The following is a 12,961-nucleotide window of genomic DNA, read 5'->3' as shown; positions in this document are numbered from 1 at the left end:
ATTTAAACGTAGGTGCTGATGCTGTTTTGATTCATTTTTTGTGCGACGGTATTTCCATCAAGGCGTCTAACTGTCACCCCGTTCTCAGTCTTGAGTTCGATCTGGTTGCGGTTGTTGAGCTTGGCACTCAAGTCCGTGTGGTTGTCGATAAATCGAGCTGCACTTTTTAGGTCGTGCTGAATGTGTGGGGTATAAAGGTTTATTTTCATATTCGTGTTCGGTCATTGGTGTTATGGCTCAACGTGTAGTCCGTTACGAAGAATGCTTTGAATTGGGTGTTATTGTTTAACGCCGTTCAGGTTGTCGAATATCTCTAGCTTGGGTGATTGAAGTGCCTCATTTAAGCTCCAACCGTTACGCAGGCGGGTGTAGACCGCGCTATAAGAAAGTGAAGCGTGCATATTATCGATGATCATCGCTTTATAACTGCTATAGCATTTGCCACCGTAAAAGTGGTTGGAACGCTTGGGCTGGGTGAACTCCCCGGCACAACGCGGCTTTTGCAATGCTTCCGCCAGTGATAGACCATTTTTCAGGCGCTTGTTCACCAGGGAGCAGCTCAGTCCGTCCGCTTTGTTGTCCTCAATGAGATCTGTGAGAGTAGCGTAGTATTTACCGTTGAAATGATGTTGTCCTTCGTCTTGTTTATGCTTCTCTAAAAAGTTTTCAAGTGCAAATTGCGCATTGTCGGCTTTTCTCAAATTCTTACTCACTACCCAATCAATTTTAAGGATAATGTATTTTATTTTTCTTTTGTGTGAATTTCAACCTCCTTTTCAACAAGTAAAATGTGAGTAAAAAACCATCTAAAATTAAATATAAAACTATTAAATTCAGTAATTTAAGAAAAGCATCAAATGTTACACAATCCGAACCAAGGGAGAGACACATAATTAGATAGGTTTAAACCAGAATAAATAAAGGACAGAAACTCAATCAACAAACGGTAGTTCGCCATAAATTTTGAAGCAAAGGAGGCGAATAATGACGAACCCGAAACTGATACAGGGGGTGAGCTAAGCCTAAGAATGTAGATAACCACACGACACTGGGAAGGGACTCTAGGATGTTGTAGTTAGGAAGAATAGGTTACGTCGCGTATCTAACGCACAATTGACCTGGTTCACTCTTTGATTGGGAGGTATTTCAATTTGAAAAGAGTGTGAAAGATACATTTGTAAGCACTGTTCGCTCCTGAAAAAACACTTTCAAAAGTGAGTCGCATCGTTTTATCAAAGACACCCTCACTTGATAGGTTTCTGCTCAAAAATAAACGTTATCCTGCCTTACCAATATGAATAACTGCGTAGCCAATTGCCATATAGGTAGTTTTAATTACCTCTTCTTTGTCTCCTTGAATTTTTTCAATCAAGCTTGCTGTACCAGTTTTTCCATCAATCACATACTCTAAGTTAGCAATTAAATTTCGGAACATTCGATCATTATCGACAGCATTACGCCAAGATTGGAAAAAGTTGTCAGGTGATGAAAAGTCTAAAGCCTGTTCCACGCGCTCAGCAAGAACTGGGCGGATTTCATCCATTAAATCTTCTTTTCTTTTGAAATGACAGTTAATACCAGAGCGGCTGATATCCGCTTTCTTAGCGATGTTAGAGAACGTCAGATGTTTAGAACCTTCGAGCGTGACGATTTTTATCGCTGATTCGATAATACGTTTGCGGGTTTGCTTGGCTACTTCTTGGCTTACTCTAGGCATCTCTTTCTCCATTAACTGTTCCAGATCAGCATCATAACGCAAATATTCACCTTATATGTACCAAAATTTAAAATTGTCCGTTATTTTCCACTCAGACCTAGTGCATCGACGTTAGTATTCGTTTGTAAATCTGAATTGCAGAGCGCACATTCTTCGAAACAAATGATGCTCTGATCGCGGCCTCCTACCTTTGCCTTATACATCGCTTTGTCCGCTCGCTGATAAAGCGATTCAAAATCATCTTTTACGCCAAACTCTGCAATACCGATGCTTACAGTTACGTAGTCCGAAATTGTCGACTTAGGGTGTTGAATACGCGTTTTTGACAACGCCATTCGAATATTGTCGGCAATACTAGCCGCTTGATTGGCAGAAGTTGCAGGCATGATAAGCGCAAACTCTTCACCGCCAATACGACAAACGCTGTCAATTGAGCGACGACATTGAGAACGTAAGGTAGCAGCGACTGTTTTAAGGCACAGGTCTCCAGCAGGATGTCCCTTTGTATCGTTGTACTGCTTAAAAAAGTCGATATCCAAGATCGCAATAGCAAGCTTAGAATCCGATCTTCTCGCTGTATCGATAGCTAGGTTTAAATCTGAATTAAAGCCTTTTCTATTCTTTATTCTAGTGAGCTCATCAAGATGAGAGTTCTTTTCAAGCCTATGAATTCTTTTAATTTTGTCTGAAAGCTTTTCCTCAACAAACTCAAAGAACTTCCGTACCGTCGAATAGAATACGATGAGTAAGATAGGAAACTTGGCGCTACTAATTACGATGTCGATCAACGCGACATCCGGTTGGCTCGAGGTTAAATATGTATAAAACAAAACAATAGGTAATGTACTGATTCCTAGTACCAATCTGCTCGCATTCCAACTCATTAACATGATCAAAAACGATATGAGTAGAATCTTTTTCCCATCATCTGGCGCCAAAAATGCAGCGTTAGTAATGTGTGTTAAAAGGATGGCACAGCCGCTGGTGAACAGAGCACCAAATGCTAACAATATATCGCGATGCTGAGATCGTTTAGCCCAAGAAAACACAATGCAAGCGAAGAATAGCAAGACTATGCTGTATGCCAATTCAGGGAAATATTCCGGTGACGCACTCCGAGAATCAATACCGACATAGTAGCCAACCGTGAGACAAAGTAATGCTTGGGTCGCAGTAACCCACATCGAGCCGTAATTGATAATTTTGTATCGGATCTGCTCAGTGATGGCATTAATGCTTATGCTAACATCTTGCTTCATAGTCATCTCTTTTCCCAGTTTCACTTTAGTGCTCTTACATTTCGCCCTCATGATAACGGACATTGACCATTAATTCATTTATGTTTTTCTGAAAAAATGGAAGGTATCTGCGCATCAATATCAAAACGTTGTTTGTCTAGGCTGGCTATTAAGAACGTCATGGCAAAAAAGCTCTTATTTTCCCGTCAGTTATACTGAAACTATGAAACACAAGAGCTGTGTAAACCGAGCTATCCTCACAAAAATTATGGTTAAGATACCCATTCACCAAAGAAATCTATAAAGTGCAGATCATTCTATCAATAACAAATCTAGTGAGAATAATAGAGGATCACAATGCATCTCTATACATGGAAAAAAGAGTACAGCTTAGATGTAGAAGAGCTCGATCTTCAACATAAGAACTTGTTGGCAATGATTAACAAACTGATCATGTTTCAGAACGAGTCCAAAGCGATTGTACGCCGCTTAATTGATGAGGTGATTGCTTACGCAGAGTTTCACTTTTTAAGTGAAGATAACATCATGATGATCACCCATTACGACGGGTTTGAGCAGCACCAAAAAGTACATAAAATGCTACTCAAAAAGCTGAGAAACCAGTACACACACTACGTTAATGGGCAGATCGAACTTAAAGAAATCATTGTATTTATGGCGCGTTGGCTCATAGACCATATCATCGCAGAACAAAATGACCGTGCTTTAGCAAGGTATCTACGCTCTTCAGACAAATACCGAAACTTACTGACATTAGAAAACGGAAACTAGGTCGTTGTCGTTTCTTGTCACTAAGACAAGCCAACGCAAGAACGCTTTCAACTAATCCACATCACCGAATGAAAAGACCATTTCGGTGACGTGACTAGAGTAGTCCCACAGCTTATCCGCAACTTCCTGATCCATTGCGGTAACTTTTAATTGCTCTTTCACTGGGCGCCCGCGAATACCAAACCGTGGACCTATCAAATCACCGCTGTGACAATTGGGATCACAACAGGCACGAAGCAGCGGCTGTACCCCGCTCTCAATAGGACATGCGAGCCACTTAGACAACAGCCCCCCAACACCTTGTGTTTGTTGCCTTTCGCTCGCGGTGAGCCCTGGGTGAGCGGCTAACGATTGAGCATCAATGCCATTTAACTCAAATAGATTATGGAGCTGACGAAAAAACAGCATATTAGCGAGCTTACTATCACCGTAAGACTTCATTCGATGGTAGGGCCTTATCTTCCAATCAAGATCATCAAAGCGCATCTCTCCGAACTTGTACCCTCCACTACTCACCGTAACGATTCTTGCACCAACAGTTTTCTTGACCAAAGGCAACAAACACCCGGTGAGTAGAAAGTGCCCTAAGTGATTGGTCGCAAAATGCATTTCGTGCCCTTGCTTCGTATGTTGTAACTCACTTAAGTTCACTACACCGGCATTGTTAAGTAAGATATCAAGGCGGTCGTACTGCTCCAAAACGGTATAAGCAAATTGCCTAGCGGATGAAAAATCTGTCAGATCAAGCGGGAGATTTTCTATATCCGCGTTGGGTACAAGGTGCAGTAATCTCTCTTTGGCCAACAAACCTTTCTTGTTGCTTCTGCAGCCAATAACCACCCTACAACCGGCTTGCGCTAGTACCAGCGCACTCTGAAATCCGAGGCCTGCATTACCACCGGTAACAATCGCCACTTTACCCGTTAAGTCAGGCATATCTAGGGTTGTCCATTTACAACTCATTCCCAAAATCCTCATCGTTGATATCAAAGAGAGTTGAGCTTAATCTATGTGGTATACCACACAGTCAAGAGAATAATTATGCGTATTGGAGAGTTATGTAGACAAGCAGGTGTATCAAAGGAGCTCGTTAGGCACTATGAATCGTTGGGTTTAATATCCTCTTCATCAGTGCAGGCAGGAAGTCGAGTATATCGGGAGTTTAATAAGCAAGCATTGAACAGGCTTTACCTGATTCAAAAAGCAAAAAATATGGGTTTGACGCTAAAGCAAATTAAGCCACTGCTCGATGCATTTCTAAACTATGACATGTCCGATACAGAGGCGATTTCCATTTTACTCAAGCAGTCTGAACGCATGGATGAAATCATTCAGCAGGCTCAAGATGTCAAGAATCTCATCCAAGACCAAATTGACAAAATAGAAGGGAAAGTGGATCGTCACTGCGAGAATCACAAGTACCTTTTCCCACGGAGCGAACAAGCTGAATGAATTGGTTATGTTTCGTTTAACAGAGCTATCAAAGATCAACCTCCAGAAGTCGTTCAGTTGATTTAATCTAGCAAACTGTCTTGGTAGATCATCTTTTTACTCATTCCCCCATCAACAACCAAGTTATGGCCATTAACAAAGTCATTGTTTGGATGTGTTAGAAACAGACACGCATTAACAATGTCCTCAGCTTTACCTACTCTACCTGATGGATGCTGTTGATGATCGAAACTATCAAGCTCATCATACCCTTCCACTTGAATCCAGCCCGGGCTGACCGCGTTGACTGTAATTGGGGTTTCTGACAACGAGATGGCCATAGATTGTGTCATGGAAACCACACCACCTTTTGATGCGCCGTAAGCATCCCAACCCGATTCGTTTTGATTCCAGCGCGTAGAAGCGATATTGATTATTCGTCCATAGGGTTGAGCTTGGTTCAACTCAATAAATCGGCGAGAACATGCAAACGCACCTTTGAGATTTACATCTATCACACGTGAAAACTCTTCAAACGTGAGTTGTTCAATAGGTTTATTAAAGTTGGCAATCGCACCATTATTGATGAGCACATCAACTTTGCCATACTGACATTTGATCTCATTAAAAGCTTTATCTATCGACTCAGGTTTTCCTAAATCAACAAGGTGAAAATCGACATTTGGATTCTGGTTTGGGGCAATGTCAAATACGATCACTTTTGCTTGTTGCTCTAGATAAGCTTTAGCGAGGTGCTGACCGATGCCTTGGCTACCACCAGTAATAACGACCACTTTATCTTTATACATTCTGCGTTCTTGGTTGTTTGTAATGGTCTCAATTCTAGGGTGAAAAAGCATAAAAAAATAGGTGAGGATATCGTTATATCAAACCTAAAAGAAGCTAAATGAACCGGCGCGATTTGTTGGTCATGCCTCCTCGATTAGGTAAATAGAGAACATATAGAAGGAAGTCTCTACTAATACCTACTTTAAAACACCTCCCTAGTTAGTGCTCCCATTCTTCTTCGTCAAAAAACTTTAGGGCAATGGAGGTTGTTTAGCTAACAAGCCCTAATAGGTAGCCGCTTGCCATAACAGCAAGCGGCTTTTAGTTCACAACCTAACAACGACAACAAGGTCAATCATCAAATGAATATCCGACACTGATGCTACGACCATACTCATCAAAAGCCACTAAAGTTGCTCGCTCTATCTCGTTGAACTCGTTAGAGCTTGCCGATTTCGCTCCATCAGGAACCGATACTCGTTGACTACCAAATTTGCCAACCTCTTGAACCCAAACATCGATATCTGTGGCAAGCTTCGATTCTCGAGTCCAGCTCATGTAGAAGTCGTTACTCCCTGAACGACTTTCGGTGATCTCAGCAATATACTTACCCATATCGTCACTAGATTGCTTACCTTTACCGATAGAGATCTGCTCGTGTTCTTTCGAACCGTCTTTATATTGGTAAGTAACTTGGTACTTTGTGTTGTCGTTAATCACGGCACTTGGAGCAACTTGGTAGCCATCAATCACTAGGCTATAGGGTGCATTCGACCAAGGGTTACGATAGGAACTATCAACAAAATGGCAACCTGTGATTTTCCCGTCGTTCACTTCTTTATAGATACTATCGATATTAATAGCGCCCTCGATACCATCACCAGCAATAGTAATGGCGGTTAGATCCATATAATCCGATATGTCCGCTAGTTTAGGGGCACCGGCAAACCATGAGGTGTTGTCGAAACTCGCTGGGATTTTACTGCAAATCGTGCTTGCATCTGGGAATCCGTCAATTTCGATCGCCCAGTTACCTTGTGTACGGTCGTTGGGGTTAAAGAAGCCCGCTTTAATGATGGCTGAGATACTTAAAGGTAATTTATCCTTACGTCCCATAAACTTAATGTCATCGCTGCCGTCTTTTGCAAACCATGCTTTAGCACGACCACACGTCGCAAATGGTGAATCTTGATAACATTCAGTATAGGCAAGCAGATATGAGCCATCATTCGCCACCTCTTGGATCACGTAGTCCTTGTAACGGTTCATCAGGTCTTTTTCATTGGGCAGGTTGTATTTAAACTGATCAAAGATACCCTCCTTTGGCTGACCGTACCAAAACGCATTTTCATGAACATAGGCTAGGAACGCCTCTTCTTCTTGTTCCATCACCATTTCTTCAAGAATATTGTCAGCTGCAACGATGTAAGTCAGTGGCTCTTCAACATCTTCAGGAGCTAGATCCACCGCGCCATTATGGAATGATTTATTACTCCAGTCTTCACTCCAAGCCAATGTCACCGAGTAGTCTTTATCCCCTTTATAGGTCAACTTCGCTTCGGTTTCAGACAGTGTAATGTCAACAAGATCGAGAATTGCATCAATGTCTTGATAATTCGCTTCAAATTCCGAGCTCACGAGGTCGAAATCATCAGAAATGTTGGCGCCGTATAACAGAGGCTTTAGCACGAGTTTTAGTTCTTGTTGTGCAGAATCTAACTTTTCTAAAGTCAGTTCAGCCTTGTATTTGTCAAAATCCGTATAGACTTCACTTGCAGGCTTCTGCGTGATTTTCGAGATCAAGAGGTTTGTGAATGGCGTAATGTTCGACACTCCAATCTCTTGGTGGCTTTTGAGAATAATTGAATATAGCTCATGACTGCCACCGCCAGCCGCCCCTACCGCTTTTACAATCGCAGGAGTTTCGATACTGTTTTTCTCAAATTGAAAACTACCGCCTTCTATTGCTGTGTACTTTTGTACGTCACCAAGTGAGTCTAAAACAGTGATTTCACCATAGATAGGAGCGCCGCTTGCAGCTACGCCAGTAACAGTGGTTTTAGGGGTAGGTTTATTGTCGTCACTTGAGCTAGAACCACAACCGACAAGGGTTGCGGTGATCATTGCAGATAGGATTGCCTTCTTCATTTTGCCTTTCTTATGGTTTTACAGATATTACATGTCTATGAGGAGCAACCTTACCAAAATAAAGGACGATGATCTTTATTTTAGATCATTAAATTTCCAGAGGCTCTTTTGGAATGGGTATATAGATAACCAGAGTCATCCTACTTCCAAAAGAGTGCATATCCGCCAAAACTCATCCTTAAGTACAACTCTAAGAAGAGAGTCTTCCCTAATCAGCAATGTAACAACTTCCAACCATAGCGCTTAAATCCAACGGCAAAAATACCCTTACAAATAATATATGTATTTTATGCATTTTATTTTTGAAAAGCATTCATTTTACTCATAGACACTATTTCCATATATTGCTTGGCAAAGACGAGACCGGGCGGTCCGCCAAAAAAGTAAGTTTATGAGGTACTTATATGACAATTCCAACAACTGTAATGTTAGAAGCGTGGAAAGGTTTCAAAGGTGGAGATTGGCAAAACGAGGTGAATACTCGCGAGTTCATCCAGGCGAACTATACACCCTATGAAGGCGACGAATCCTTTCTAGCAGAAGCGACACCGTCAACGACTTCACTCTGGGATAGCGTATTAGAAGGCATTAAAGAAGAGAGTAGAACACACGCACCGATCGACTTCGATACAGATTTACCTTCAACGATCATTTCTCACGATGCGGGTTACATTAATAAAAATCTGGAAGCCATCGTTGGCCTACAAACAGACAAGCCTTTAAAGCGTTCAATCATTGCTAATGGCGGCATTCGTATGGTGAAAAGCTCGTGCGAAGTTTACGGCAGAGAACTAGACCCACTTGTTGAAAAAACCTTCACTGAATATCGTAAAACTCACAACACTGCTTGTTTTGATCTTTACACTAAAGAGATCATCGCTTGTCGTAAGTCAGGTATCATTACCGGTCTCCCTGATGCCTACGGCCGTGGACGCATCATTGGTGATTACCGTCGCTTAGCATTGTATGGCATTGAGTTTCTCATTGCCGATAAGACACAACAATTCCACTCTACTCAACGTTTCTTAGAGCAAGGTAATGACTTAGATAAAACGCTTAAACTGCGTGAAGAACTTGCTGATCAAATCAAAGCGCTAAAAGATATCCATACCATGGGTCTTAAATACGGCATTGATATGTCAGCACCCGCCAAAACCGCGCAAGAAGCCATTCAGTTTACCTACTTTGGTTACCTTGCAGCGGTTAAGTCGCAAAACGGTGCGGCAATGTCGCTCGGTCGTACATCCACTTTCCTCGATGTTTACATCGAACGTGATTTGGCAAACGGCACATTAACTGAATCGAAGGCACAAGAGTTAGTTGACCACTTCATCATGAAGCTGCGTATGGTTCGCTTCCTGCGCACGCCAGAATACGATTCACTCTTTTCTGGTGACCCAATCTGGGCGACAGAAGCGATGGCTGGTATGGGTATAGATGGCCGCACACTCGTAACTAAGACCACTTTCCGTTACTTACATACGCTATACAACATGGGCCCAGCACCAGAGCCAAACATGACGGTTCTTTGGTCTGAAAATCTACCAGACGCATTCAAACGTTACGCGGCAAAAGTATCAATTGATACCTCATCGCTTCAATATGAAAATGATGACTTGATGCGCCCAGACTTCAACAATGATGACTACGCGATCGCATGCTGTGTCAGCCCACAAATTGTAGGCAAACACATGCAGTTCTTTGGCGCTCGTGCAAACTTAGCAAAAGCGCTGCTTTACACCATCAACGGTGGTATCGATGAGAAATCTAAACTTCAAGTTGGTCCTGAGCGCGCAAAAATTACGGATGAAGTGTTGGACTTCGACCGCTTAATGCCACAATTTGATCAGATGCTGGATTGGTTAGCCACTCAATATGTGACGGCGTTGAATGTTATTCATTATTCTCATGACCGTTATAGCTATGAAGCTTCTCTGATGGCACTAATGGACAAAGACGTACACCGCACTATGGCGTGTGGTATTGCAGGTCTCTCTGTTGTTGCAGACTCATTAGCCGCTATCAAATACGCTAAAGTAACACCGGTTCGTGATGAAGATGGCATTGCAATCGACTTTACTATCGAAGGTGATTATCCTCAATTTGGTAACAATGATGATCGTGTCGATGATATTGCTTGTGACCTTGTTGAACGTTTCATGAAGAAAATTCAGAAGAAGCACACTTACCGTGAAGCAACCCCAACTCAATCGATCCTGACGATCACCTCAAATGTCGTTTATGGTAAGAAAACGGGGAACACACCGGATGGCCGTAAAGCGGGTATGCCGTTTGGACCGGGTGCAAACCCAATGCATGGCCGTGACCAAAACGGCGCCGTAGCCTCACTGAGCTCAGTATCTAAGCTGCCGTTCTCGTACGCGAAAGATGGTATCTCGTACACATTCTCAATCGTACCAACTGCACTAGGTAAAGATGACGACAGTCAGAAACAGAACCTAGCGGCATTGATGGATGGCTACTTCCACCATGAAAGTGGTGAAAACGATATCACAGTTGAAGGGGGTCAGCACCTCAACGTCAATGTACTAAACCGTGAAATGTTGTTAGATGCAGTAGAGAATCCAGAAAAATACCCACAACTCACAATCCGAGTGAGCGGCTATGCAGTGCGTTTCAATTCTCTGACTAAAGAGCAGCAACAAGATGTGATTACTCGTACATTTACTGAAAAGATGTGATGCTTTGTCTTCACGACCATTTACTGCCCTGAGATAGCTCAAACGGCAGTAGTTAAAACGCCCGATGCCTCGTATCGGGCGTTTTAGTTGTTAAAGCGTTTTTGAGTCATTTTCACGCAAAATATGTATTGTATTAGGTAAAAATCAACTTTATGAACACCAGCAAAAACTAACTCTGATTAAAAGTTGTAAAGAGTGAGGTTGCTAGCGGTAAATAGTACAAGGTGTGTAAGATTGTACGCTACTCCATTGAGTTTTTTTCTTGCAACAATGACAGCACGCTGACACTATGTAAGCCCGTTGTCATTTTTGAGGTCTGATTTATGAAGGAATCTATTTATCTAGCCGTATATAACGGTATCTCGGATTGGGAGTATGGGTATGTCTTGGCTCATATCAACTCTCAAGAGTTTCAAGCTTTCCCTGGTAGGTTTGAAGTAAAGACGGTTGGGCAAAATAAAGAATCGATTAGAACTAAAGGTGGATTAACCGTAGTGCCAGATTTATCTCTCGATAAACTCAATCCCTCTGATGGTAAAATGCTTATTCTTTGTGGTTCAGATGATGCTGCTACAGGCGGTATCGATGATTTTGTAGATGTAGCCAAGGGTTTTATCGACAATGGTATTTGTGTAGCAGCTATCTGTGGTGCAACCGCTGCTTTAGCGAGAAAAGGTATATTAGATAATGTTCCGCATACTAGTAATGCAAAAGAATTTCTGGAAATGACAGGATATGCAGGTAGCCAGAACTATATCCAAGAACCAGTTGTATCGACAGACTATTTGATCACTGCTGGGGGAATTGAACCTGTTGCCTTTGCGGCGGCGATATTCAGGAAGTTAGAGGTCTACTCTGAAAACACGCTCAATTCCTGGTTGAAATTATTCGAACAACGAGACATCACAGGTTTTTACGAGTTAATGGAGACTGCCCTCAATGACTGATCCAAGACATGACCTCAGTACTTTAGCCTTAACAGTTTTTTCTTTAAATAGTCAGTTTTTATCAATCGCCGAGAATATTGCTTCTCAAGCAGATCTCACAGCAACTCGTTGGCAAGTATTGGGGGCTCTTATGGATGAATCTCTAACACAAGCTGAAGTTGCACGTAAAATGGGGATTACACGTCAAAGTGTTCAGAGAACCAGTAAACAACTTATTGATGAAGGCATGTTAGAAACATTGGTAAACCCATCTCACCAAAAGGCTAAGTTACTTCAATTAACTCCTAAAGGTCACAATGCGCTGTCAAAAATAAGACCATTTCATACAGCATATGCTGAGCAGCTAATTGATACGGTTGGGGAAGAAAAAGTGGCTGAAATGGTCAAAGCCATAACTGAGCTATCAACCGCAATGAAAAGCCTTTAATCTATATGAGTGATATAGACTGTCAATCATGAGAAAATGTAACCTGATTTCAGTGGCACGATTAGCTAATGAATAATCATTCTAACGCAGAACGGGGCAAAGCTTCTTAGCGAAGCTCAATATACCAACACAACAACCTTTGGGGATAATGAGGGTTGTTTTTGATAAGAAAAATCATCTCAAGTTTACAGACATCACTCACTTGGCTCTATCTCAAAAGCATAAAGTCAATCGGAGCACGGGGTACAAGATAGGCCTTGGATGGAATCCTATGAGTGAGTTTTAGATTATGCTCCCTCCCAATATTCTGTCGAATTTTGGTTAATTTTGAGAACACTTGTCTCCAACATTCACCCAATTTCCATACTCGTCTTTTTTAAAACCGATTGCATACCCGGTATATTCGGTTTTTGTGCCCGAACCAAGCAAAAGGTCTGATTGTTCAGTTACCTTTTGAGCTTTCACACTTGCCCATGACCACCCCTTGCTTTCTACTTGTTGCTTAATCACTGGCCACAAGTGATTTGCTCTTTGGCATAGCACTTCCATGTCGCTAAGATCATTAGTCAAATACTTGAGCGCATATACCCACTCATCTGCCCCTGTGACATATCCATATTCAACACCAATGATTTCTATTTCTTCACCAGACGGAAGCTTATACATCTGACCTGCAATTGAAGCACTAGAAAACAATAATAAAAGCACTGAGCATAGATATCTCATAGACGATCCTAAGTGAACGGGGCAAAAGTAGTAAAATGCAACCT

General features: G+C 42.0%; 13 protein-coding genes. 5 read left to right on the top strand and 8 right to left on the bottom strand.

Annotated elements, in window-relative coordinates:
* Nucleotides 1-2: 2 nt before the first annotated feature.
* From FIV04_RS24200 to FIV04_RS24185, 4 genes are all read right to left on the bottom strand, one after another.
* A complete protein-coding gene (locus FIV04_RS24200; protein ID WP_152470952.1) occupies nucleotides 3-209 on the bottom strand; it encodes a hypothetical protein in 207 nt (68 codons plus the stop codon).
* A gap of 69 nt (nucleotides 210-278) precedes the next feature.
* Complete coding sequence (locus FIV04_RS24195) at nucleotides 279-713, bottom strand: hypothetical protein (protein ID WP_152470951.1); 435 nt, start codon at nucleotides 711-713, stop codon at nucleotides 279-281.
* 563 nt (nucleotides 714-1,276) lie between these two features.
* Nucleotides 1,277-1,759 carry a TetR family transcriptional regulator gene (locus FIV04_RS24190; protein WP_225311032.1) on the bottom strand — a complete coding sequence of 161 codons (483 nt, stop codon included), beginning with the start codon at nucleotides 1,757-1,759 and terminating at the stop codon, nucleotides 1,277-1,279.
* Between the two features lie 38 nt (nucleotides 1,760-1,797).
* Complete coding sequence (locus FIV04_RS24185) at nucleotides 1,798-2,976, bottom strand: GGDEF domain-containing protein (protein ID WP_172974322.1); 1,179 nt, start codon at nucleotides 2,974-2,976, stop codon at nucleotides 1,798-1,800.
* Nucleotides 2,977-3,312: 336 nt separating this feature from the next.
* Between FIV04_RS24185 and FIV04_RS24180 the strand changes: the two genes are divergently transcribed.
* On the top strand, nucleotides 3,313-3,747 hold the full coding sequence (locus FIV04_RS24180; RefSeq protein WP_152470949.1) for a bacteriohemerythrin: 435 nt from the start codon (nucleotides 3,313-3,315) through the stop codon (nucleotides 3,745-3,747).
* A gap of 51 nt (nucleotides 3,748-3,798) precedes the next feature.
* On the opposite strand, the gene FIV04_RS24175 is transcribed toward FIV04_RS24180, so the two are convergent.
* Nucleotides 3,799-4,710 carry an SDR family NAD(P)-dependent oxidoreductase gene (locus tag FIV04_RS24175; RefSeq protein WP_253895600.1) on the bottom strand — a complete coding sequence of 304 codons (912 nt, stop codon included), beginning with the start codon at nucleotides 4,708-4,710 and terminating at the stop codon, nucleotides 3,799-3,801.
* 78 nt (nucleotides 4,711-4,788) lie between these two features.
* Here FIV04_RS24175 and FIV04_RS24170 point away from each other — a divergent pair, with 78 nt between their 5' ends.
* Nucleotides 4,789-5,199 (top strand): MerR family transcriptional regulator, encoded by a 411-nt coding sequence (locus FIV04_RS24170; RefSeq protein WP_152470948.1) that lies wholly within the window; start codon nucleotides 4,789-4,791, stop codon nucleotides 5,197-5,199.
* A 62-nt stretch (nucleotides 5,200-5,261) separates the two neighbouring features.
* On the opposite strand, the gene FIV04_RS24165 is transcribed toward FIV04_RS24170, so the two are convergent.
* Together FIV04_RS24165 and FIV04_RS24160 are read right to left on the bottom strand one after the other, a co-directional pair.
* On the bottom strand, nucleotides 5,262-5,987 hold the full coding sequence (locus FIV04_RS24165; RefSeq protein WP_152470947.1) for an SDR family NAD(P)-dependent oxidoreductase: 726 nt from the start codon (nucleotides 5,985-5,987) through the stop codon (nucleotides 5,262-5,264).
* Nucleotides 5,988-6,318: 331 nt separating this feature from the next.
* Nucleotides 6,319-8,115 carry a hypothetical protein gene (locus FIV04_RS24160; RefSeq protein WP_152470946.1) on the bottom strand — a complete coding sequence of 599 codons (1,797 nt, stop codon included), beginning with the start codon at nucleotides 8,113-8,115 and terminating at the stop codon, nucleotides 6,319-6,321.
* 404 nt (nucleotides 8,116-8,519) lie between these two features.
* On the opposite strand from FIV04_RS24160, the gene pflB reads away from it, so the two are divergent.
* From pflB to FIV04_RS24145, 3 genes are all read left to right on the top strand, one after another.
* Nucleotides 8,520-10,817, top strand: coding sequence for a formate C-acetyltransferase (pflB, locus tag FIV04_RS24155; RefSeq protein ID WP_152470945.1), 2,298 nt, complete (start codon nucleotides 8,520-8,522; stop codon nucleotides 10,815-10,817).
* A gap of 323 nt (nucleotides 10,818-11,140) precedes the next feature.
* Nucleotides 11,141-11,764 (top strand): DJ-1/PfpI family protein, encoded by a 624-nt coding sequence (locus FIV04_RS24150; protein ID WP_152470944.1) that lies wholly within the window; start codon nucleotides 11,141-11,143, stop codon nucleotides 11,762-11,764.
* Nucleotides 11,757-12,191 carry a MarR family winged helix-turn-helix transcriptional regulator gene (locus FIV04_RS24145; protein WP_152470943.1) on the top strand — a complete coding sequence of 145 codons (435 nt, stop codon included), beginning with the start codon at nucleotides 11,757-11,759 and terminating at the stop codon, nucleotides 12,189-12,191. The genes FIV04_RS24150 and FIV04_RS24145 overlap by 8 nt, the downstream gene beginning before the upstream one ends.
* Before the next feature lie 321 nt (nucleotides 12,192-12,512).
* On the opposite strand, the gene FIV04_RS24140 is transcribed toward FIV04_RS24145, so the two are convergent.
* Nucleotides 12,513-12,917, bottom strand: a complete 405-nt coding sequence (locus FIV04_RS24140; protein ID WP_152470942.1) for a hypothetical protein — start codon at nucleotides 12,915-12,917, stop codon at nucleotides 12,513-12,515.
* Nucleotides 12,918-12,961: the final 44 nt, after the last annotated feature.

Source organism: Vibrio sp. THAF190c, assembly GCF_009363355.1.
Taxonomy (GTDB): domain Bacteria; phylum Pseudomonadota; class Gammaproteobacteria; order Enterobacterales; family Vibrionaceae; genus Vibrio; species Vibrio fortis_A.
The sequence above is the reverse complement of the archived record's forward strand: the minus strand, read 5'-3'. Positions and strand labels throughout refer to the sequence as shown.